At 60.2% G+C, this 21,927-nt stretch carries 17 protein-coding genes and 1 pseudogene; 8 read left to right on the forward strand and 10 right to left on the reverse strand.

All coding sequences use genetic code 11. From position 1 onward, the window contains the following. Position 1 precedes the first annotated feature (1 nt). Positions 2 to 1,900, reverse strand: coding sequence for a sigma-54-dependent Fis family transcriptional regulator (locus AAGF34_RS03835; RefSeq protein WP_342619310.1), 1,899 nt, complete (start codon positions 1,898 to 1,900; stop codon positions 2 to 4). Positions 1,901 to 2,141: 241 nt separating this feature from the next. Between AAGF34_RS03835 and AAGF34_RS03840 the strand changes: the two genes are divergently transcribed. The 4 genes from AAGF34_RS03840 to AAGF34_RS03855 are packed head-to-tail and all read left to right on the forward strand — an operon-like array spanning position 2,142 to position 6,735. Next, entirely contained in the window at positions 2,142 to 3,617 is a 1,476-nt protein-coding gene (locus AAGF34_RS03840; RefSeq protein ID WP_342619311.1) for a benzaldehyde dehydrogenase, read from the forward strand. A gap of 35 nt (positions 3,618 to 3,652) precedes the next feature. Continuing rightward, entirely contained in the window at positions 3,653 to 4,528 is an 876-nt protein-coding gene (locus AAGF34_RS03845; protein WP_342619312.1) for a transporter, read from the forward strand. 33 nt (positions 4,529 to 4,561) lie between these two features. Then, on the forward strand, positions 4,562 to 5,149 hold the full coding sequence (locus AAGF34_RS03850) for a twin-arginine translocation signal domain-containing protein (protein WP_342619313.1): 588 nt from the start codon (positions 4,562 to 4,564) through the stop codon (positions 5,147 to 5,149). 23 nt (positions 5,150 to 5,172) lie between these two features. Next, the gene (locus tag AAGF34_RS03855) at positions 5,173 to 6,735 is read left to right on the forward strand and encodes a GMC family oxidoreductase (RefSeq protein WP_342619314.1); all 1,563 of its coding nucleotides are present in this window, start codon (positions 5,173 to 5,175) and stop codon (positions 6,733 to 6,735) included. Between the two features lie 200 nt (positions 6,736 to 6,935). Here the strand turns inward: AAGF34_RS03855 and AAGF34_RS03860 are convergent, their stop codons facing one another. The 5 genes from AAGF34_RS03860 to AAGF34_RS03880 all read right to left on the reverse strand — a co-directional run bounded on the left by AAGF34_RS03860 (position 6,936) and on the right by AAGF34_RS03880 (position 12,153). Beyond that, positions 6,936 to 8,048 (reverse strand): methyltransferase, encoded by a 1,113-nt coding sequence (locus tag AAGF34_RS03860; protein WP_342619315.1) that lies wholly within the window; start codon positions 8,046 to 8,048, stop codon positions 6,936 to 6,938. Beyond that, a complete protein-coding gene (locus AAGF34_RS03865) occupies positions 8,045 to 8,677 on the reverse strand; it encodes a TetR/AcrR family transcriptional regulator (RefSeq protein WP_342619316.1) in 633 nt (210 codons plus the stop codon). The genes AAGF34_RS03860 and AAGF34_RS03865 overlap by 4 nt, the downstream gene beginning before the upstream one ends. Before the next feature lie 292 nt (positions 8,678 to 8,969). Next, positions 8,970 to 9,890 (reverse strand): DMT family transporter, encoded by a 921-nt coding sequence (locus tag AAGF34_RS03870; RefSeq protein ID WP_342619317.1) that lies wholly within the window; start codon positions 9,888 to 9,890, stop codon positions 8,970 to 8,972. A 21-nt stretch (positions 9,891 to 9,911) separates the two neighbouring features. Continuing rightward, positions 9,912 to 11,357: a diguanylate cyclase gene (locus tag AAGF34_RS03875; protein WP_342619318.1), complete on the reverse strand. Its 1,446-nt coding sequence runs from the start codon at positions 11,355 to 11,357 to the stop codon at positions 9,912 to 9,914. A 13-nt stretch (positions 11,358 to 11,370) separates the two neighbouring features. After that, on the reverse strand, positions 11,371 to 12,153 hold the full coding sequence (locus AAGF34_RS03880; protein WP_342619319.1) for a transporter substrate-binding domain-containing protein: 783 nt from the start codon (positions 12,151 to 12,153) through the stop codon (positions 11,371 to 11,373). 276 nt (positions 12,154 to 12,429) lie between these two features. Here AAGF34_RS03880 and AAGF34_RS03885 point away from each other — a divergent pair, with 276 nt between their 5' ends. After that, positions 12,430 to 13,311, forward strand: coding sequence for a GGDEF domain-containing protein (locus AAGF34_RS03885; protein ID WP_342619320.1), 882 nt, complete (start codon positions 12,430 to 12,432; stop codon positions 13,309 to 13,311). A 144-nt stretch (positions 13,312 to 13,455) separates the two neighbouring features. On the opposite strand, the gene AAGF34_RS03890 is transcribed toward AAGF34_RS03885, so the two are convergent. Beyond that, the gene (locus tag AAGF34_RS03890) at positions 13,456 to 13,881 is read right to left on the reverse strand and encodes a hypothetical protein (RefSeq protein ID WP_342619321.1); all 426 of its coding nucleotides are present in this window, start codon (positions 13,879 to 13,881) and stop codon (positions 13,456 to 13,458) included. Between the two features lie 216 nt (positions 13,882 to 14,097). On the opposite strand from AAGF34_RS03890, the gene AAGF34_RS03895 reads away from it, so the two are divergent. Next, the gene (locus AAGF34_RS03895; RefSeq protein WP_342619322.1) at positions 14,098 to 17,577 is read left to right on the forward strand and encodes an EAL domain-containing protein; all 3,480 of its coding nucleotides are present in this window, start codon (positions 14,098 to 14,100) and stop codon (positions 17,575 to 17,577) included. An 18-nt stretch (positions 17,578 to 17,595) separates the two neighbouring features. Here AAGF34_RS03895 and AAGF34_RS03900 read toward each other — a convergent pair whose 3' ends face one another. After that, entirely contained in the window at positions 17,596 to 18,456 is an 861-nt protein-coding gene (locus AAGF34_RS03900; protein ID WP_342619323.1) for a class I SAM-dependent methyltransferase, read from the reverse strand. Positions 18,457 to 18,573: 117 nt separating this feature from the next. Between AAGF34_RS03900 and AAGF34_RS03905 the strand changes: the two genes are divergently transcribed. Further along, positions 18,574 to 19,794 (forward strand): MFS transporter, encoded by a 1,221-nt coding sequence (locus tag AAGF34_RS03905; RefSeq protein ID WP_342619324.1) that lies wholly within the window; start codon positions 18,574 to 18,576, stop codon positions 19,792 to 19,794. Between the two features lie 27 nt (positions 19,795 to 19,821). Here AAGF34_RS03905 and AAGF34_RS03910 read toward each other — a convergent pair whose 3' ends face one another. Next, complete coding sequence (locus AAGF34_RS03910; protein ID WP_342619325.1) at positions 19,822 to 20,586, reverse strand: enoyl-CoA hydratase-related protein; 765 nt, start codon at positions 20,584 to 20,586, stop codon at positions 19,822 to 19,824. Positions 20,587 to 20,853: 267 nt separating this feature from the next. Here AAGF34_RS03910 and AAGF34_RS03915 point away from each other — a divergent pair. Beyond that, positions 20,854 to 21,129 (forward strand): annotated as a pseudogene (locus AAGF34_RS03915) (PAS domain-containing protein); the annotation flags it as partial. A 126-nt stretch (positions 21,130 to 21,255) separates the two neighbouring features. On the opposite strand, the gene AAGF34_RS03920 reads toward AAGF34_RS03915, so the two are convergent. Continuing rightward, positions 21,256 to 21,849 carry a hypothetical protein gene (locus AAGF34_RS03920; protein ID WP_342619326.1) on the reverse strand — a complete coding sequence of 198 codons (594 nt, stop codon included), beginning with the start codon at positions 21,847 to 21,849 and terminating at the stop codon, positions 21,256 to 21,258. Positions 21,850 to 21,927 lie beyond the last annotated feature (78 nt).

Below are 21,927 nucleotides of genomic sequence, written 5' to 3' on the forward strand. Positions count from 1 at the left end.
CCTAACGCGGTAGCTGTTTCAACTTCCGATACAGCGTGGCCCGGCTGATTCCAAGCAGTGCGGCGGCTGCGGCCACATTCCCATTCGTGCGCTCCATCGCCTGGGCTATGGAATCGCGCATAGCCTGGCCCATGTCCAGCGTGCTGGAGGCCGTGCGCGCGACCGCTTCTTTTGCTGGAGCATGTGCATGCAGGTTGAAGTCGCCCAGGCTCAGCGGCGCGCCGGGTTCGGCCAGCGCCGCGGCCAAGGTCAATGCATGCTGGAGTTGGCGCACATTGCCCGGCCATGGGTAGCACTGGAGCGCGTGCCTCAACGAAGAGGACAGTTGGCTGGATCTGATTCCCACTTTCTCGCAAAGGCCGTCCAACACCGCGTCGAAGTCTGCGCGCTCACGTAGCGGCGGCACGCGCAGGTTGAAGCCGTGGATGCGATAGAGGAGGTCCTGGCGAAAGAGCCCCTGATCCACCAGCGATTGCAGATCCCGGTGCGTGGCGCAGATGAAGCGCACGTCCACCGCAACCGGCCGGGAAGCCCCCACGGGCAAGATCTCTCCACTGTCTAGCAGGCGAAGCAGGGCTACCTGCAGGCTCAAGGGCATGTCGCCGATTTCGTCCAGAAACATGGTGCCGCCCCGGGCTGCTTCAATCTTGCCGGGGCTGCCGCCGCGTGCCGAACCGGTAAATGCGCCTTCGACGTGACCAAACAATTCGGACGCAATCAGTTCGGGTGCCATGGCGCCACAGTTGATCGCCACAAAAGGGGCCTTTCTGCGGCGGCTGCCAAGGTGCAGGTTTCTTGCCGCCACCTCTTTGCCAGAGCCCGTCTCACCCGTCACCAGCGTGGGCAGCCCGGCCTCGAACGCCCGCAGTGCCACCTGGAAGTTCGCCAGGTAACCGGGGTCATGCGGCCTGCTGCTGACCTGTCTTGGCGGCTCGGCCATTGCAGCGCCGCTCACTGCATGCACTCTAGGCGTGGCGCCTTCGAACACCGCGTTTGCATGAATTCGCACCCCTCCGTTCAAATTCAATAGACCCGCCTGGCGTTGGTTTTCACGGTGGCTGCGGACCCAGCGCGAGAAGTCGCCCTCGAAGATGTCTTCGAACCTGCACCCCTCGCGCACGGTGGGCAGGTCGATGAGGCGGCGCGCAGAACTGCTGGCAGCAATCAGCTGACCATCGCTGTCGAACGACAGGCAGGCTCCGTCTGCCCCCACCCATTCAATCTTGACGAACGCACCCATGGCGTCAAACAGCTTGCGCTCTATGCGGTGCGCGCACGCCTGTGTGAGTGCCATGGCCCCAGCGACCAGGCCTGGGGTGTCGCGGGTGACGTCCACCGTCCCCAACAGGTGCCCTTGGGGATCAAAGATGGGCGTCGCGCAGCAGTGGAACAGTTGGTTGTCCGAAAAATAGTGCTCGGGCCCGAGCACCTTCACTGCGCGTCGCTCGGCGATGGCTACCGACATGGCGTTGGTGCCAATGGCCATCTCCGACAGGTCAACGCCAGGCCGGAACGCGTTGCGCAATGCAATGCTGCGTTGGCTGATATTGCCCGCCACGGACAACACCGTCCCGCAGGCATTGGTCAGCATGGCGGCGTAGCCCGCTTCGGCCACACCGGCTGCCAGCTGCTGCAGCTCGGACTGCGCCAGGTCCAGCCAATGGCGCTCAGAGTCCATCATGTGCGAGAGAGTGCTTCGTTCCACCGGAGCAAACGCCACATGTTCGTTGGCCCCCAGACCCGACTGGCGGCATCGCTCCCAGGACTGGAGCAGGGGGTGCTCCACCAAATCCACAGGGAGCAGGCCATCGACAAAGTACCGCTCTCTGGCTTGCCAGATGCGCTGCGGAACATAGCGCTGACCCGCAGGAGATGACGCGTTCGCGCGGGAAATGGTCATGGCACAACTCGTTTCTTGATGGCTCTCAGGCTGTCTCAGATTGAGACCTTCTGTCTCAGACAGAGATGATCTGCGTGAGAAGTTGCCTTGGTTTGATGCACTTTAATGCATGACTTGGATCATTTCATAGGTAAAAACCCGGCATCAAAGGCCGCAAATGCACTGAAATGCATGACTGGCATGCAGGTTGCGGGAGTGGGTCGGTTGGCACATGCAACAACCCATTCAACGGAGACACAAGATGAGCATCGTTCTGGAGCACATTGCTTCCCAAGCGCCCTGGAAAGGGAAGATTTACAGCAACGGCTGGACCTCTGCCGCAGGCGGGGTTCACGACATCGTGGAACCCGCCACGGGCGACGTCCTGGGCAGCGTCGGGCAAGCCAATGCCGAAGACGTGGACCAGGCTGCCCGCAGCGCGCAGGCCGCGCGTTCCAAGTGGGCCGCCACCCCCTTTGATCAGCGCGCCGCTGTGATGCGGGAGGCCGCGCGCCTGTTCAAGGAACGCGCCTCGGAAATCAACGCCTGGAATATGCGCGAGGGCGGCTCCATCGGTCCCAAGGCGGACTGGGAACTGCATGCAACCATCGAACAGGTGCACATGGCAGCGGCACTGCCCATGCAATCCAACGGGCTACTGTTTCCCTCTGCCATGCCTGGCCGAACCAACATGTGGCGGCGCGTGCCCGTGGGTACCGTGGGCGTGATTGCGCCCTGGAATTTCCCCTTGCTGCTGGCCATGCGTTCGGTTGCACCCGCCCTCGCCTTGGGCAACGCCGTTTTGCTCAAGCCGGACCCGCAAACCGCGGTCACGGGCGGCCAGTTGATTGCACAGATATTTGCCGATGCAGGGCTGCCCGAAGGCGTGCTGCACGTGCTGCCCGGCGGCGCATCCACGGGGGACGCACTGGTCCGCCATCCTGCGGTCGACATGATTTCCTTCACCGGCTCCACCGCCGTGGGCCGCAGCATTGGCGCGATCTGCGGCAGCATGCTGAAGAAGGTGGCGCTGGAGCTGGGCGGAAACAACGCCATCGTCGTGCTGGACGATGCAGACCTGGAAGCAGCCAGCTCCAGCGGTGCCTGGGGCGCCTTTCTGCACCAGGGGCAAATCTGCATGCAGGCCGGCCGTCACCTGGTCCACAAAAGTGTTGCAGAGCGTTATGCCGCGCTGCTGAAGGAACGTGCCGAGAAGCTCTACGTGGGCAACCCGCACGCCGGCCCCGTGCACCTGGGCCCCATCATCAATGACAAGCAGGTGCAGCGCATCGATGGTCTGGTGCAGGACGCCCTGCGCTCAGGCGCCAAGGCACTGACAGGTGCCTCCCATGAAGGACGCTTCTACCGCCCCACCGTGCTGGATGCGGTGACCCCTGACATGAAGGTCTTCCAGGAAGAGATCTTCGGCCCCGTCGCACCCATCACCGTCTTTGAAAGTGACGCAGAGGCGATCGACCTGGTGAATGCTTCGCCCTACGGGCTGGCTGCCGCCATCCACACTCGCAACACGCAACGCGGGCTGGCCTTTGCCCACCAGTTGCACACCGGCATGGTTCACATCAACGACCAGACCGTGAACAACGAGTTCCACGTGCCGTTCGGCGGCATGGGCGCATCCGGCAACGGGGGACGTTTTGGCGGCCCATCCAATCTGGAAGAGTTCACCCAGACGCAGTGGGTCAGCGTGCTGGAGCAAGGCATCCAGTACCCGTTCTGACATATCGGCATCAACTTCCCCACTCCCCACACACCATGTACAAAACCCTTCGCACCGCCGCGGCCAGCATGGCCTTGCTCGGCACCACCCTCTCCAGCCACGCCATCGACATCGACGCTGGCGACTACACCGCACTGCCGGAAGGCACCAACGTCGGACTGGTCTACGCCCAACACGCCGAGCGCAACACGCTGTACGCCAAGGGCCAGCAGGTTCCCGGCACCAATGGCCTGGACTCTGACATCGGCATCCTGCGCCTCATCCACTTCACCAAGATTGGAGACTACGTTGTGGACCCGCAGGTGCTGCTGCCCTTTGGCAACCTCAAGGCCACAGGCGGCCTGGCGCCAGCATTGGGGCAAGCCAACGGGACGGGTGACCTGATCTTTGCGGCAACGGTCTGGACGCTTAACGACCCGGCAAGCCGCCGCTACTTCGGCATCACCCCGTTCCTGTATGCACCCACCGGCACCTACGACGCAAACAAGGCGTTGAACCTGGGTGAGAACCGCTGGAAGTACGCCTTGCAGGCGGCCTACATCCATGGCTTTGGCGACAAGTGGACCGTAGACGTCGCCGCAGACGTTACGGCCTACGGCGAGAACAACGACGCAGGTGGGGGCAAGAACCTCAAGCAAGACGCCTCATCGCAGGTCCAGGCCTTTCTGCGCTATTCACCCAGTGCCACCTGGGACCTGCGTGCAGGCCTGTCTTATGCCCACACCGGAGCCACCCAACTCGGCGGCGTGGACCAGGGCAACGCCTCCAACGTCACCAAGATGCAGTTGGGTACCGCGGTATTCGTGGGCCCCAAAACCCAGGTGCTGGCCACCTGGGGCCGCGACCTGAATGTCGACAACGGATTCCAGGAAAGTTCCCGTTTGAACCTGCGCTTGCTGCAGGTGTTTTGAGCGCTCTTACAGAACCACACCAAGGAGACTTGCATGTACATGTTCACCAAAGACCCGCGGGCAGAGGCTGCCATGCCGGCAATGGCCGCCATTGGCCGCCTCTCGCGCAGAAGCTTTCTGCAAGCAGCCGCTGCAGCGGGCGCCCTCACGGTGATGGGCCGCGCTGCCGCAGCACCACCGGCCATGAAGTTCGTAGGCGCATCGGAAGCTGCCGTGCTGCAACGCCTGATGGAGGTAACGCTGCCACTGTCGGGTAGCGACCTGCTGCCGCTGTCGCAGGTTGCGGTGCTGCCCACACTCGACGGCGCGCTGCTAGCCACCATGCCGCCGCACATCCTGGCCGGCCTCAAGGGCGGCATCGGGTACTGGAACGACGGACCGCGCGCCCAGTTCAACCGCCCCTTCGTGGACTTGAACGATGAAGAGGCCGTGCGCTTTTGCGATGCCTGGGCCAATGGATCCGAGGTACCGCAACGCGCGCTGAGCGTCGGGCTCAAGAAGCTCATTGCGCTGGCCTATTTTGCGAACCCGCCTACCTGGGCACCGCTGGGCTACGACGGCCCCAACACGCGCAAGCGCAACATCCCCTCGCTGGGCAACGCCGCTCTTCCCCGCAGCTAACAAGACATACCAGGAGACCCCCAGTGTCCAAAAAAATCATTCCCGTCAAGCAACCCAAACATGGCCTGCAGGTGACGCAGGCTAGCGACATCCAGGCCGGCAGCACCTTGAAACTGCAGGCGGACGCCGTTGTCGTCGGCTCCGGTGCCGGTGGTGCCATCACGGCCTATGAGCTGGCCAAGAGCGGCAAGAAGGTGATCGTGCTCGAAGCCGGCCCTTACGTGCCATCCGAGAAATTTACCGAAATGTTGGCCATCAGCATGGGCACCATGTATGCCGACGCGGGCGGCCAGTCCAACACCACCGGAGACATCTCCATATTGCAGGGCGCCTGCGTGGGTGGTTCCACCGTGGTCAATGCCGCGCTGTGCTTTCGCACACCCGACTACTACCTGCACCGCTGGGGCAAGGAGCATGGGCTGACCAACCTCAAACCCGAAACCATGCGCCCCTATTTTGAAAAGGTCGAGCAGCATCTGGGCATCAAGGCCGTGGGCCCCAACGAGACCAGCGCAGGCGCGGAGCTCATTGGCAAGGGCCTGAAAAAGATGAAGCTGCCCCTGGGCCGCGCACGCCGCAACGTGAAGGAGTGCGTGCAAAGCGGCTTTTGCTTTGCAGGGTGTGCGTCCGACCGCAAGCAATCCATGCTGGTGACCTATCTGCCCTGGGCCGTCGCCTATGGGGCAACCATCTACTCCGACACCCGGGCTGTGGAAGTGCTTGCCGAATCGGGGCGCGCCACCGGCATTCGCGCAGAGGTGATGGACCCGGCGACCGGAAAGGTGAAAGCCCAGCTCCAGGTGGATGCGCCCATCGTCGTGCTGGCAGCGGGCCCGGTGCAAACGCCCATCCTGCTGCAACGCAGTGGCTTGGCCAACAGCAGCGGACAAGTGGGCAAGAACTTCGCCTGTCACCCCACCCTGTCGGTGACTGCCGTGTTTGACAAGGAAGTCAACGACTTCCATGGCGCGACCCACTCGCTGTACATGGACCGCAATACCCTGCCCGAGGAAGGCGGCTACCTGCTCCTCAACGCGGTGCAGGACCCCGTAGAGGCCAGCTTCCAGGTGGAGCCGGGCACGGGCAAGCCTTATGTGGCCTACATGAGCAAGTACAAGAACACCATCCGCCTGATCAGCCTGATCCACGACAAGAACAACGGTGAAGTGGTCTGGGAGAACGGTGTCAAGAAAATCAACTATGACGTGGACGACGAGGATTTCGAGTCCATGAAGAAGGGCCTGGCCACCACCTGCAAGGTGTTGTTCGCCAGTGGTGCAAACAAGGTCTACATCCCATCATCGCAGCACCTGGAAATCAACCGCATGGAAGACGTGGATGCGGCTGTTGCCTCACTGAAGAACGAACGGGCCCGCTACCGCTACACGTCGTTCCATCCCCAGGGCACCTGCCGCATGGGAGCAGACCCGAAAAAAAGCGTGGTCAACCCCTACGGCGAAACCCACGACATCAAGAGCCTGTACATCGCCGACGCCAGCCTGCTACCCACATCGATTGGCTACAACCCTTCGGAGACGGTGTACGCATTGGCGCACTACATCAGTGACCATATCGTGAAGGCTTGACGTGCGCATGCTGCTGCGGATCGGGTAGATGTGATCCGCATCGCTCCCGATCCCGGCAGCTGCGTTAAGAGGTCGGGCTCATGCCAGCGGCTTGCGCATGGCCCGCAAGACCGGGTGAGACGGTGAACTAAACCGTGTCCTTGAATGTCTCTGATGGGCTGGAACCCGACATCGAGATTCATCCAGAGCTGTCGTTGCCATTACCTTGACCGAAGAACCAAAATACTTCCGAGCGACCGAAGCCGCACGACTTCTTGGAGCACCAATCCACTAGCTTGAATCACCGATTTCCATTCGGACAAGGTCCTCTCCCGTCCTCGACACCCAACGAACATTTGCATGTCAAAGGAAGCGCTGGCGATGTCGGCGCCTGTTTCCGGTAAGACCATCTCAAGTATCGCCACACACGCACCGCTGCTTTCTATGGCTGCCTGAAGGCTTTGCAGCCCACGTACGCAGGTACTGTCGTCAAAGCCATGCAGGACAGCCGAGAGCAGATAGATGTCTTTAGGACCGGTCGCGACTGGAATCGTATTGAACAGGTCACCAGCCTGGAAGTGGAGGCGTTCGACTCCCTCTATGTGTTGAGTTGCCCAGTACCTCTTGGCTTCCTCGATGACCTGGGGTCGGTCCACAATCAACGCTGATAGCTTGGGATGGCGTTTCAAAATGGAGAGCGCCTTGGTTCCCCGCGAGCCGCCTATATCAATAATGCGCTCAAATTGACTCCAATCAAAATCAGTGCAAAATCCGTCGCCAGTCAAAGCCTCAACACTGTCCATGGCTTCAGAAAAAATGCGGTCGAAGTCTGCATGATGGTCAAGGTAATCAAATAACTCCTCACCGTGGCTAAGTTGGAACGGCGGTTTACCGCCACGAATCCCAGCTTCCAACTGCTCGAACCAGGGGCGACTAAATGGCTCCGAGTTGTGCATCAGAATCATTGCCCGCACACTTTGAGGGTCGTCACTACGCAGACAGTTGGACAACTTGTTATTGCGAAAGACCATGGGAGCCAATTCTTCGAAGACCCCGATAGCCGCAAGCAGTCGCATCAGACGCCCGAGCGCATCGCTGTTGACGCCAACCCGTCCTGCAAGCTCCGATGCATGCAGGACGTCCGTCCCAAGAACGGTGGCCAGATCTAGTCGAGCCGCTACGAAAATTGCTCGTGATTGCCAGTAGGCCGAGCCAATTTGGACGAGTCGAAAAGGTGCTGGCGTGACCTTATTGGGAATTGACTGTAGCCAAGCACCAAACCGCATCGCCTTTGCAAATCGGCTCACTGCACTCGCGTTCTTTTGGAGTGTCATTCCGCTTCTCCTAAGCAAGTTGGCAATACCGGCGCCAGACCTGCAGAAAATAGGCGCCCATTGAAGCTGGCGAGACTTTCTAGGAAAACGTCATCCATTGGGCGCTCCATTTGTTCTTCGAAAATGTCCTTGAGTAGCATTGGAGTCATCGCAAGACTGACGAAGGCTAGGCGCAGGATGTCGGGGTCGATGTTTGTCGCCATCTTCCCTTGAGACTTCAAGTCTGCGACCTTGAGCGCGCTTCGGGTGCGTCCGCGTTCCAGAAGTTGATGAATAAAACGTCGCCCAGGGCCATGGTGAAGCGCCAAGACCTTCAAGATTAGCTTGGGAAACTCTGGGCGCGCCGACATCGTTCTGTAGTACAGGCTTAGAAATTCTGCGAAACCGGCGGTGGAGGCCAAGAGCGGCCCATCGAGGACATCCAGCAGTGGACTTAAGGATTCGCGAATCATCTCCTCGTAAAGCCCTTCTTTGCTGCCGAAGTAGTATCGAATCATCGACACGTTGGCCCCGGCGCACTCGGCGATGCGCCGGGTCGTGACGCTGTGATAGTCATCGGCGAGGAAGCAATCAAGTGCCGCCTTAATCAAGCGGCTACGAAGGGACTCTGTAACTTTGGAAGTTTCCACGGTAGGGTCGCATGACATTGATGACGGCTAGGTTAGCAGCCGTAAGCCCCGGCCGGAGGGCTTTTCGTCAATCAATATCGACGGAGTGATTGATGTCCCAAACCGTTGTCTGCCGGCAGTTCAGATGGCAATTTCGATGTATCGGCTACCGACAGTCCCGTGGCGACAGCGAACGGTCACGAAACCTGGCCCAGGATCCGCTTTCGCGGCACTATTGAATTACAAGCATCTCCAAAGCTGACGTTCAATTATTTATTGCTGACATCTGCCAGCAGGGCCGCATGAGCCCCATTCAGCCACGAGCGGTTCTTCTATTACTCAGCAAGTTATGGGCACTCACCACAAAGATACCAGCCATGACCATCAGCGCTCCCACCACAAAGCCCACATCCAGGGGTTCGTTCAACACCAGCACGCCCAGCACCACACCGAACACCGGCGTCATGAAGGTGAACACGCCCAGGCGTGAAGCCAAGTAGGTGCGCAGCAGCCAGAACCAAGTCAGGAAGCTGATGAAGGACACCACCACCGTCTGGAATAGCAGGCTGGCTACTACGGCCATGCTCCAGTGCACGCTGGCATGGCCGCCCAGCACCGCAGCGCCCAGCAGGATCACGGCGGCGCCCAGCAGCTGAAAGAGCAGCGTCTGCGTGGGTGATGTCGATGACAGGCGTGTGGTGCGTATGAGCACGGTGGTGGCAGCCCAGGCCATGCCACCCAGGAGCGCAAGAAAGTCGCCGAACAGGCTGGTTCCGGCAAGGGCGCGGCTGGCTTCGGTGTTCTTGCTCAGGAATGAAGCGGCCACACCAGCAAATGCCAGCGTGATGCCAAGCCACTGCATGCGGTCCAGCCGCTCGGAGGGCAATTTGGCATGCAGACCCAGCGCCGCAAAAATCGGCGCGGTGTATAGAAAGACGACGACGTGCGATGCACTGGTGTAGCGCAAGGCCTCGCCCGCAAACAGGAACTCGGCAGCAAACAGGGCCGCAACCAGCGTACCGGGGCGCCATACGCTCCAGTCATCGGCTTCCTTGCGCCAGCGCATCAGCAACGCCACCCACACGGATGCTCCTGCGGAGCGCAGTGCAATCTGCATGACGGGGCTGATGTCGTGGGCAACGGCCTTGAGTGCGATTTGCTGTGCGCTCCAGATGAGGCACAGCATGACCATGGTGAGTGTTGCCGTCTTGTCGACGGCCAGTCGATGTTCCAAACGAATCCTTTGTCAGAATGCTCAGGTCTGCTTCACGCAGTCCCGCCCCGCGTCTTTGGCGCGGTACATGGCCTCGTCGGCGTTCTTGACCAGCGCAATGGCATCGGTGCCATTGTCAGGGTAGACCGCAACGCCGACGGAGCAGGAAAGTGCCAGCGGCTGGCCGTTGACCATGAAGGGGGCCTTCAGGGCGAGTCTGAATTTGTCGGCCAACTCCAGGACGTGATCTGTCTCGCTGAGGTGAGCCAGCAGGACGACAAACTCGTCACCGCCGATGCGCCCCACCGTGTCCGCCGCACGCACGCACTTCTGCAGGCGCTTGGCCACCTCTTTCAGGATCTGGTCGCCGATGGCATGGCCGTAGTTGTCATTGATCGGTTTGAACTGGTCCAGATCCAGAAAGACCATGGCGAACCGGCCGTTCTGTCGCTTGGCACGTGCCAGTTCCTGGTGCAGACGGTCATTGAACAGCGCCCGGTTGGGAAGCCCGGTCAACGGATCGTGCTGCGCCATGTGGCGCAGTTCCTCGGTCATGGAGGAGGCAAAGCGCAGGGCCATCTCCCTGCCGTGGATGAGCTGCCAGGCAAGAAGAGCCATCACCAGGCCCAGAATGGCACCGCCCACGGCAATGCCGGTGGCCATGCTGCGACCGAAGTTGGACTCGAATGAATCCTTGCTACGAAGCAACAGCGTCCAGTTGTGGCCCGCCAGCACCATGTATTCGATGGACTGCAGGGTCTCGGCTGATGGTCCATCGCCATTGGCATTGCCGTTGTCGGACTGGTACAGCAAGGCGCTGTCCCGGACATCCGTGCCGTCATAGATCGCAACCATCAACCCCGGCGACTGGCTTCCATACAGGCTGGCCATGAAGTCGCTCATCTGGAAGGCCGCATACACCCAGCCCACCAGATGGTCACGGCGCTGTTGCAGACTCTCGTGCGGCATGCCTGACGCGTAGACCGGCAGGTACATGATGAATCCGGGGGAGGCCAGGTTGCCCTGCGTTTTCAACTGGACGTTGCCGGAAATGGCGGCGATGCCGGAGTCCCGCGCCCGCTCCATGGCTTCGCGACGCACCGGATCGGACCAGTCATCGTCGAGCTGAACTTTGGTCTTATGCGGGCTCCAGTCGATCATGCCAATGGTCTGGACACCGGAAAAGTTGGCATCCAGCTGCAGCGCATCAACGTAGTTGTGCATGGCGGTGCGGTTGTTCCATGACGTGGTGGCAAACAGGGACTGCACGCCGCGCAGCATCTGCTCATACCCCTGGACGCGCTGCTCGATGCGGCTCACCGACTCACGCAGGGCAAAGTCAAACTGGAAGCGCAGCGCCTTGCGCGTGCTTTGCCGTTCATGGCCCCAAGTAAACCAGGTGACGGCGAGCATGACGACCAACACGAGCCAGGGCAATTGCCGCAACAGCGTGCGTGCGATGGCGCGATTGTCTTGTTGTACCTTCATGCCAGGGCGGTGCCTAGAAGTTCACCAGCGTGGCAGCCAATTCCGGCTTGAAGTATTTCTCGAATATGCGACCGACGGTACCATCCCTGCGCATCTCGTTGATGATGGCGCGCCACTGCTCCAGCTCGGCAGGTGAGAACGCCTTCCTGGACATGATCAGTCCATGCGGCACGGCCGGGTCCTTGAACTCCAGGATGCTGCTCATCTCGCGGATCTTCTTTTCCTCCAGCGCCGGGAAATCGAATGGCTCAATGATCATGCCCTGGATTTGCCCCTGCATGAGTGCCTGGTACAGCGGGGCCAAACCACCGGCCTGCCTGACGCGGTTGGCCTCCTGCAGCTTGTCCACAAAACGGTTGGCTGATTCGCTGTAACGGAAGCTCCGGATCACGCCCAGTTGCAGGTTGTCATTTTTCTCAAAACTGGCGAGATTGCGGATTCCGGCATCGTTGCGCGCCAGAAGGTAGTACTTGTTGCTGAAGTACCAGGCGAAATCGGCAAATTTGTCCCGCTCGTCGTTGGTAATGCCCGAAAGACTGAAATCCAGGGCGCCGGACTCTATGAGCTGCCAGATGCGTGCGCGTGGCATCAGGCTCACGATGACCTTGCATCCGCTGCGGCGGATCAGCTCGTCGGCCACATCCTTGTCGATTCCGGTATCGGTATCGGCGGAGTACAGCAGCCCGTGATCGTGCAGTGCCAGGGTGTACGTGCGTGAGCAAACGACGGCGCTGGCGCTGGAGAGGCCCAGGGAGGTGAACGCAACCAGGGCGGCAATCACTGAACGAACGGTCATTTGTTGTATCTCGCTATTGGGTCTCCCGAAACTGCCGCTTGCGCAACCGGAACAAGCGCAGTTTCAAGCCCGGCGGTGCCACCATCTTAAACGATGACTCCGTCCGGCACGCCAGCGAAGTCCCTACAACCTAGCCCGGCAGCATCCCCACACACGGCTCCGCTTGCCCCAAAGCAGCCCCAACGTGAGCCAGCGCACGGAAGGCTTTGCCCGTTCCGACAAGAATCGAAAAAAGTCACGTATGTCGTCCAGACCACCCGGTGAAGGCACCATTCCATGAACCAGAAACAGACACTCAAGCGACCTGGCGCGCCCCTGCCAGCCAAGTCATTGACCCAAGTGTTGAAAGACAGCGAGCACGTTGGCGGCATGATCAAGGAGTCCGCAGCCGAGCTCGCGTCGGTCAACTCGGTCCTCAATGACAACCTTTCCAACGGCAAACAGCTCCCCGGGGTCGAAAAAGCGCTGGAGAAAAGCGAAGCCGTTGAACTCAAGGTGCAGGAGGCGTCCGAGAAGCTGGCACAGGTGAACCTGAGTCTGGAAAGAGGGGTTCACGAACGACAAAGGCTGGAGCAGGATCTGGCTGACATCGGGGAGCACCACAAGCAGTCCCTTCACTCCTCGCTACACGATGCGCTCACAGGCCTGCCCAATCGTGTGCTCTTCTATGACCGACTGGAACATGGCATGGAGCAAGCCAAACGGCACGGCTGGAGCCTGTCCGTGATGTTCCTGGACATTGACAAGTTCAAGTCCATCAATGACTCGCATGGCCACGCGGTCGGAGATGCCATCCTTCTGACCATTGCCAAACGCCTGGCAGAAACCACCCGCACTGACGACACGATCAGCCGGCACGGCGGTGACGAATTCCTGTACCTGCTCATGGAAATGGGTGAAGAGAAGGACGCAGCCATCGTGGCAAAGAAAATACTGCAGGCAGTCCAGATTCCCTGCGTGGTGGGTGATACCCGGATTGAGGTCAACACCAGCATCGGAATCGCCATCTACCCACAGGATGGCAGTAGCGTGGAAGCGCTGATCCATAGCGCCGATGCCGCCATGTACCGTGCCAAGCAAAGCAGGTCGGGCTACGCATTTGCAAACGGCAACCCGCCACTGCCTTCGAATCCGCCAGCCGCCCTCGCACAACCGTGAAGACGCGACCTCAGTGGACGTTCAACGCCGCCTGGTTGCGCCCCATCAGCTTGGCCTGATAGCGTGATCTGTCTGCCAGCCCGATAAGGCCGAGGGGTGAGTTGTTCGTGTCCGGAATGGCAGTGGCCGCACCCACGCTGACCGTTACGTGTTGCTGCGGGCAGCGCTGCCCCAGGCCACTTGCAGCGCATGGTCAAAACCACGGCGATTCAGAATGCCCGTCATGCCACCGTGAACCGCAAGCCTTTCAAGCTCGAGCTGGGCCTTCTTGTGAATCGTCATGTCACGCAAAGTCTGCACCACGGCCAGCAGTCTTCCGTCGGTGTCGAAGATGGGGCCGGCGTCGGCGTAAAGATAACGCTGCGCGTCCATGCCGGTCAGCCGCTCGCATGCCTTGTTCCAGATCATGACCCTGCCGTGCGCGTCCAGCACAAAGGCCGGCACAACCAGGAACTGCATGAGACTGACCGCAAATCCATAGTCTCCATGGACGGATGGGTTGCCGGCAGCGGACTCGCGGTCTTTGTCTTGCACGGCAACATTCTTCCGCTCAAGCGTGGTGGTCATCATGGTGTGTGCGTTGGAGATCGCAGGGGTTTGATCAAGTGAGCGCATGGTGGGTGGAAAGAATCTTTCTGTTTGTGAGCCGTCGCACAGATGGAGCCTGTTCAAGGAACCAAACTTGGGAACTCCAGAGGACACGAAGAAGAATCCCGAGTGGAATATCTAGATACTTGCAACACAAAGGCGGCAAACGAGTCTGCGCAACAGGCGCTACGGGCTTCCGTGAGCCGCTATCGCCGTTTGTTTGAGGCGGCACAGGATGGCATATTGCTTCTGAACGCAGAGACGGCGCAGATAGAAGATGTCAACCCCTATCTGGTGGACATGCTCGGCTATTCGCACGCGGAGTTTCTGGGCAAGAAGATTTGGGACGTGGGCCCTTTTGCTGACAAGGCGCAAAGCAAGGAAATGTTCACAGCCTTGCAGCGGCACGGCTACGTCCGCTACGACGATTTGCCGCTGAAGACCAAGAGTGGCGTCATCATCCAGGTGGAATTTGTCAGCAATGCATACGATTGCGACGGCATACGGGTGATCCAGTGCAATGTGCGCAACATCAGTCAGCGCCACGCCGATCAGGCCAGCATACGCCACCTCACGCAACTCTATGCCACCCTGAGTCAATGCAACAAGGCCATCGTGCACTGCAAGAGCGATGTCGAACTGCTGCAGACGATATGCCGTGTGGCAGTGCAGTTCGGTGGCATGAAGATGGCCTGGGTCGGCTTGATCAACAGCGAAACACGGCTGTTGCAGCCACAGGCCAGCTTCGGCGACGATACCGCGTATCTGAAGAACCTGATCATCTCCACCGACAGCGAGATTCCAAGTGGCCAAAGCCCGGCCGGCAGGGCCATCAGCGAACGGCAGCCAGTCTGGTGCCAGGACTTTCTCAATGACGCATCCACCGCACTGTGGCACGGCCCTGCCCGCCTGGCGGGACTGGCGTCATCGGCTTCCATCCCCCTCACCAAAGAGGGCCAGCTGGTTGGCGTCTTCACGCTGTACGCCGTTGAGCCACAGGCCTTTGGCATTGCCACGCGCAACCTGCTGATCGAAATGGCTGAAGACATCAGCTTTGCACTGGATCGGTTTGCCAGCGAGGAGCGCCGACGCAGTGTGGAAGAAGAGGTGAAGTTCAAGAACACCATACTCAAGACGCAGCAGGAAACTTCGCTGGACGGAATCCTGATCGTGAGCGATGAAGGCAAGATCATTTCCTACAACCAGCAATTTGTCGACCTCTGGAATCTGGCGCCCGAACTCATTGGTGCCAGATTGGATGCCCCGGTATTGCGTGCCGTGGCGACACAGGTTGAAAACCCCAGGGCATTCATTGAGCGCATCCGTTACCTGAATCTGCATCGCGAGGGCAGAAGCCGCGAAGAACTGCGCCTGCTGGACGGAAGAATCATTGACCGCTACTCCGCGCCAGTCATCGGAGCGGACCTCACCCATTACGGAAGAGTCTGGTATTTCCGCGACATCACCGAACGCAAGAGGGCCACACAGAAGTTCGAGGACCTGCTTGAATCGGCGCCGGACGCCATGCTGATCGTCGATGCCAGCGCGCAGATCGTTCTGGTCAATGCACAGGCCGTGCAATTGTTTGGCTGGAGTCGTGCGGAGCTGCTGGCCAAAAAGGTTCACGCCCTGGTTCCGAAAATGGAATGTGATGCGGTCACGGACGGCAGCGGCCACTGCCTGGAATTGCTGCGCGAGCAAATCCAGTCCGCCGGCCCGGCGCTGTCTGGCATACGCAAGGATGGCAGCCTGTTTCCGGTTGAAATCACGCTGAGCCCCATGCAATCCGACGAGGGCTTGCTGCTGATTGCCGCCATCCGCGACGTGACCCAGAACCGGAAATACCAGGAGCGCATCTCCTACCTGAATCGCGTCTACGCCATGATGAGCGGCATCAACACGCTGATTGTGCGAACCGACAACCGCGAAGAACTGTTCAAGGAAGCCTGTCGCATTGCGGTGGACGGGGGATTTCGCATGGCGCTGATTGCCCTGGTCGACCAGGGCAGCCAGAAGCTGGTGCCGGTTGCCTCACAGGGCAAGGACGATGACCTGCTGTCCGCCATCACCAGCATCCTGTCGTCGGATGCGGATGCGGCAAAGACCATGAGTGCCCGTGCACTGATGGAGCGGCGGGCCATCGTCTCCAACCGCTCACAGGGAGATCCGCAGGTACTGTTCAGTGAAAAGTACATCGCTTCCGGTATCCACTCGATGGCTGTCTTCCCTTTGCTGGTGGGAGACAAGGCGGTTGGCGTACTGGCGCTGTATGCGGGTGAGATCGAGTTCTTTCATGGCGAAGAATTGAAGCTGCTGGCCGAACTCACCGGCAATGTGTCGTTTGCCATTGACCATATCGAAAAGCAGGAGCATCTGAATTACTTCGCCTACTACGATGCACTCACGGGGCTCGCCAACCAAAGGCTATTTCTGGAGCGGGTGGCCCAGGCTGCGCGCAGCGGCCAGGGGATGGGTCATAAGGTGGCGATCGCCCTCATTGACCTGGAACGCTTCAAGAACATCAACGATAGTCTGGGCCACATTGCGGGCGACGAGCTTTTGCGCAAGATGGCGCAATGGCTGATCCGCTCCACAGGCGATGCCAACCTGCTGGCGCGCCTAGGGGCCGATCACTTCGCGGTGCTCATTCCGGTTGTTCACACCTGCCCGGAAGTCGAGCTGATGACTTCCCAGATGATGAAGGCGCTCCAGGAACATCCTTTCCGCCTGAGTGATGCCATTTTCCGCATTGCCGCCAAGGTGGGCATTGCCATCTATCCAGCGGACGGAGCGGATGAAGACACCCTGTTTCGCAACGCCGAAGTGGCGCTCAAGAAGGCCAAGTCCAGCGGCGAACGCTATCTGCTCTACACGCAGAGCATGAACGAGCTGGTCGCAGGAAAGTTGACGCTGGAAAACGAACTTCGCCTGGCCTTGCAACGCGGCGAATTTGTGCTGCACTACCAGCCCAAGGTCAATCTGCTGAACGGCGAGGTTACCGGAGCGGAAGCACTGATCCGCTGGAACAAGCCGCAGGCAGGCCTGGTCGCGCCCGGCCACTTCATTCCCGTGCTGGAGGAAATCGGCCTGATCCACGAAGTCGGGCGCTGGGCCATGGCACAGGCCTGTGCGGACCACAGGCGCTGGCATGCGGCGGGCATGAAGCCGGTGCGCATCGCCGTCAATGTGTCGGCGCTGCAGCTGCGCAATCGCACGTTCTTCGACGAGGTACGCGTGCTCATCGAAGGCCATACACAGGCAGAGACCGGGTTGGAACTGGAGATCACCGAGAGCTTGATCATGGAGGATGTCAAGCACAGCATCATCAGCCTGCAGGCCATTCGTGCGCTGGGCCTCACCATCGCGATTGACGACTTCGGAACCGGTTTTTCCTCTCTGAGCTACCTGTCCAAATTGCCGGTGGATAGTTTGAAGATTGATCGCTCCTTCGTGTCGGACATGACATTGACCCCCGAAGGGCTGGCACTGGTTTCCACCATCATCAATCTGGCCCATGCGCTCAAGCTCAAGGTCGTGGCCGAAGGTGTTGAAACCGAGGAGCAGGCTCGCCTGCTGCGTCTGCTGAACTGCGACGAGATACAGGGTTATCTGTTCAGCAAACCGGTTCCTGCCGATGTATTCGAATCGCTCTTTCTGGTTCTGCCCTCAGAGCACTGATTCAGTGGCACGACCCAACTATGCTTTGGCGGTCGCCACCAGCAATTCTTCGGAATCGCGTGGCGGGCGCAGGCCGTCGGTGCGGCCGGAGAAATAGCGCTCAGCCAGCGCCACGGCTGACACATGCTCGACCCTCGCAAACCCGGCTTCACGCGCCAGTGCCAGCATTTCAGCGGGCGTAAAGAAGCTCAGCCAGGGCGTGCCACTGGCCTTCGCACCGGCCGCTGCGCGCTCCACGCCCACGCGAACCTCCGGGTCGTTGAGCTCAATCGGCAGCATGAACGACATCACCAGGGTCGACCCTTTTGCCAGCGCGGCGACCCGCCGCAGCGTCGCCAGGTTCGCCTCGCGGGACAGATACATGCTAACACCGGTGGATGCCACCACGGCAGGCTGATCAACATCGAAGCCGGATGCACCCAGGCGCGACCACCATGCCTCCCCCGCTTCAAAATCCACAGGGACCAGATGCAGATGGGGCGCTATGCCATACCCCAGGTCCATGAGGCGCTGACGCTTCCAGTGCTGTGACGCCGGCCGGTCGATCTCGTACACCTGCAGGCGCGATGCGAGTTGCGGCTTGCGCTGCACAAAGGTATCCAGCCCTGCGCCCAGAATGACGTATTGCGAAACACCGCCTGCAAGTTGCGCCTCGACATGGTCTTCGACAAAGCGGGCGCGCGCCACAATGGACGCACGAAAAGGCCGCGTGAACGGACTCATATCCGGGCGGTCTTGCCAACCATCCTCCGGTGCCACCAGCTCCAGTCCGACACGGTCCTCCAGCACATGCGGCGCGGCATCGGCTTCAAGATGCAATGCGCGCCACAGTGCGGTGCGCACGGCGGTGTTGTCGGGTACAGCTTGGGGCAGGGACATGGTGTGCTCTCCTTTGGGCCTATTGCACATAGCTTAGCGTCGCTTGCAGCAGCCGTCCGAGCCCGGTGGGAAAGACTCTATTATTTGGATCTGTCACTTCCACAAGGCAATCCCACCATGCGCCAGTCCACCTCCGATAGCGCGAACGTGCCATCGGTCCCGCCGCCCAAGGGGCAGCGTCTCCATCCGGATGTGCTCAAGCTGGGTCTGGTGAGCTTTCTCACCGACCTGAGTTCGGAGATGATCTTCTCAGTTTTTGCCGTCTTCTTCACCACCATCGCAGGCGCCTCCAGCGCATTGCTGGGGCTGATCGAAGGGTTGGCGGACTTTTCCGCCTCGTCGCTCAATTACCTGGCGGGCTGGCTTTCTGACCGCAGTGGCAGGCGCAAGTGGCTAACCACGGCAGGCTATGGTTTTTCCACACTGGCCAAGTTGATCCTGCTGGTATCGACGTCGGTGAGCGGCCTTGCCGTCTTTCGCGTCGTTGAGAGATTGGGCAAGGGCTTTCGCGGACCACCGCGTGATGCGTGGCTATCCACCATCGCAGCCAAGGAGTCGCGTGGCTACGCCTTTGGTGTTCACAAGGCACTGGACAAATCAGGCGCGGTGCTCGGGCCGCTGGTGGCCTATGCGCTGCTGTCCTGGCTGGGGGAATCGGCCAGCACCTATGGTGTCCTGTTTATCGTTGCGTTTGTTCCGGCAGTGCTCAGTGTGCTGGTGCTGACTAGGGTGAATGACCATCCGGGTGTTGCGCATCAGCGCGAAAGCATGCGTGAGAACTGGCGCCAGCTCAGCCCCGGCTTCAAGCGCTATCTGTTTCCGGCCGCGGTGTTTGCTCTGGCGTATTTCAGCCTGGGCTTCCTGCTGCTCAAGGCGCACGCAATGGGGTTTGGTGTCGCCGACGTCGTACTGCTGTACGCACTCTTCAACGTCACCTGCGTGGCTAGCGCCCCCCTGGTAGGTCGGCTGGGTGACAAGGTCGGGCGCGGGCGCATCGTCGTGCTCGGGTATGGCGTGTACGCGGCAGTCAACCTGTGGTTGATGGTGGCGAACAGCCGCTGGGAAATCGTGGCGGTGTTCGCCCTCTACGGCCTGTTCTACGCGATCGATGAATCGCAGAGCAAAGCCCTCATTGCCGACATCGAACCCGAGCGCCGCGCAACCGCGGTGGGGGTCTACAACTTTGTGACCGGGCTCATGTACATCCCCGCTTCCCTGGTGGCCGGCGCCTTGTGGACCATCGCGCCGGGTTGGGCCTTTGGTCTGGCCCTGGCACTGTCGCTTGTAGCCATGGTGCTCTTTGCCCTAGTGCGCCCTGCCGCAGTCCATGGAGATTGACGCCTTCACGTGCAGCCCGTTTGCCGTCTAACGATGCAGGAAGTTGGGCTTTCTTTTTTCGAGGAATGCAGCCAGTCCCTCCTTGAAATCATGCTCGGAGAAGCAGGTATGGAACAGCTCGCGCTCCATTGCCAACCCTTGCTCCAGCTGCACCTGCGCCAGATTGACCGCAGTCTTGATGCGGCCCGTCACAGGGCTGGAATAGGACGCAATCAGCCGCGCGATGGAGAGCGCGGTGGGTTCGAGATGTTCGTCTTCGACGACGCGTGAGACCAGCCCCACCGCCAGCGCCTCTTCGGCATTCAAAGCACGTCCCGTCAGCAGCACGTCCATGGCAATGTGCTTGCCAACAGCACGCGTCAATCGTTGCGTGCCACCTGCACCAGGCATGGCAGCCAGGGTGATTTCCGGATGGCAAAAGCGAGCCGAAGCGCCCGCCACGACGATGTCGCACATTTCAACGAGTTCGCACCCGCCACCTGCGGCCAGACCCTTTACGGCAACTACCAAGGGTTTCGTGATGCGAGGGGGAGCAGAGACACATCCCATGAAGCTGGATGCCTTGGCCTCTTCATGCGTCATGGCCGACATCTCCCGGATGTCGGCCCCAGCGCAGAAATGCTTGAGTGCGGAGGAAATAAGAATAGCGCGCACATCCTCGCGCGCATCCAGTGCTAACAGTGCCTCATCGATCTCACGACAAAACGGCACGCTCAGCGCATTCAGGGCATCAGCGCGTGCCATCTGCACATGGCCCACCCCTTCGTCGCATGTAACAACAACAGACGTCATCGTTCCCCATCTCCTATGTGGTTGTTCCGAGCGTCCAGTATGGGTGCAGTAGCGGCTCGGCTGCAAGAGCTCGCGCAGGGCTCTGCAGATTGACCCTCCAGTTGCGGCTCGCTCACTAGGCGGGACCTGGACAACACCTCTTCTCTGACATTGATCAAGCAGCCGTTGCGCACTTTGCGGTGCCATCACACTCGATCAATTTGGCCGCATTTTCCGTTTTGATCACTTGAAATCGGACACAGGTAATAGCGGGCCGTTTGAAATCCCATGAACAATCAATCACCTGTTACCCAGAATGAATACGAACTGCCCGATGATGCCTTGCTCGTATCGACGACTGACCTGAAAGGGCACATCACCCGCTGCAACTACGGCTTTGTGGTCGCCAGCGGGTATGACTATGAGGAGTTGCTGGGCCAGCCGCACGACATGGTGCGGCATCCGGACATGCCTCCCGAAGCATTCAAGGATCTGTGGCCCACCGTAGGACGCGGCCGCCCTTGGACTGGCATCGTCAAGAACCGGCGCAAGAACGGTGACCACCTTTCCAGTCGTACAGATGTGCAGGCCCCGGGCGTGGAACCACGACCGCATCAGCGGAAGAGATCTCCGGCACGGTGGCTGAGCGCCCTGCACGCCACAGGACGCCCCCCGACTGCACTGCGTCTCTTAGCCCTTGCGGAGCTTGTCGTTGTGCTTTTTCTCGAATAGCACTTCGCTCTGCCGGTTTTGCTTGCCTTGAATGGCGGCCTGCTCGTGCTTGTTGATATGTCCATTGTGGGCGGCCTGTGCTTCCTTGCGATCCACGCCAGCCTGCCCGCGCTCCAGACTACCAGCTTCATGGTTGGTCAGACTGCCGGACTGCACGCCTTGTTCAATGCGCTTTTCCTGGTTGACGTCGCGTTGCACGTCCGCCTGCATGCGCTCGGAAGATAGCGATTGTGGATTGCCCTTGACACCATTGGTTTCAGCGGCCCGGATGTCGTGACTGGCCTTGTCCTGCGCACGTCGCAGCTGGGCGCGCTCTTTCAGGCTGAGCTTTCCGTTCTTGAGGTCCTTGGCCTGCAGGCGATCCACCTGACTCTGTTCACGCTCCAGGCGACCGGCCTCCTGGGTCGTGAGACTGCCGTCCTTCAGGCCGTTCTCAATGCGCGTCTGCTGGTTGACATCACGCTGCACCGTGGTGGCTGTGGTGGTTTGGGCAAAGGCGCCGGTGGCGCCAAGGGCCGCCAGCAGGGAAGCGAGAAGAATGCGGTATTTCATGGAATCCTCTTGGGTGTTGTCAGGTCCGTTCGACCTGCTTCCCCAACGGCCACCACGCGATCCCTGCTTACCCGCTGC

It is taken from the genome of Rhodoferax sp. GW822-FHT02A01 (assembly GCF_038784515.1).
In the GTDB taxonomy this organism is placed as follows: Bacteria; Pseudomonadota; Gammaproteobacteria; order Burkholderiales; family Burkholderiaceae_C; genus Allorhodoferax.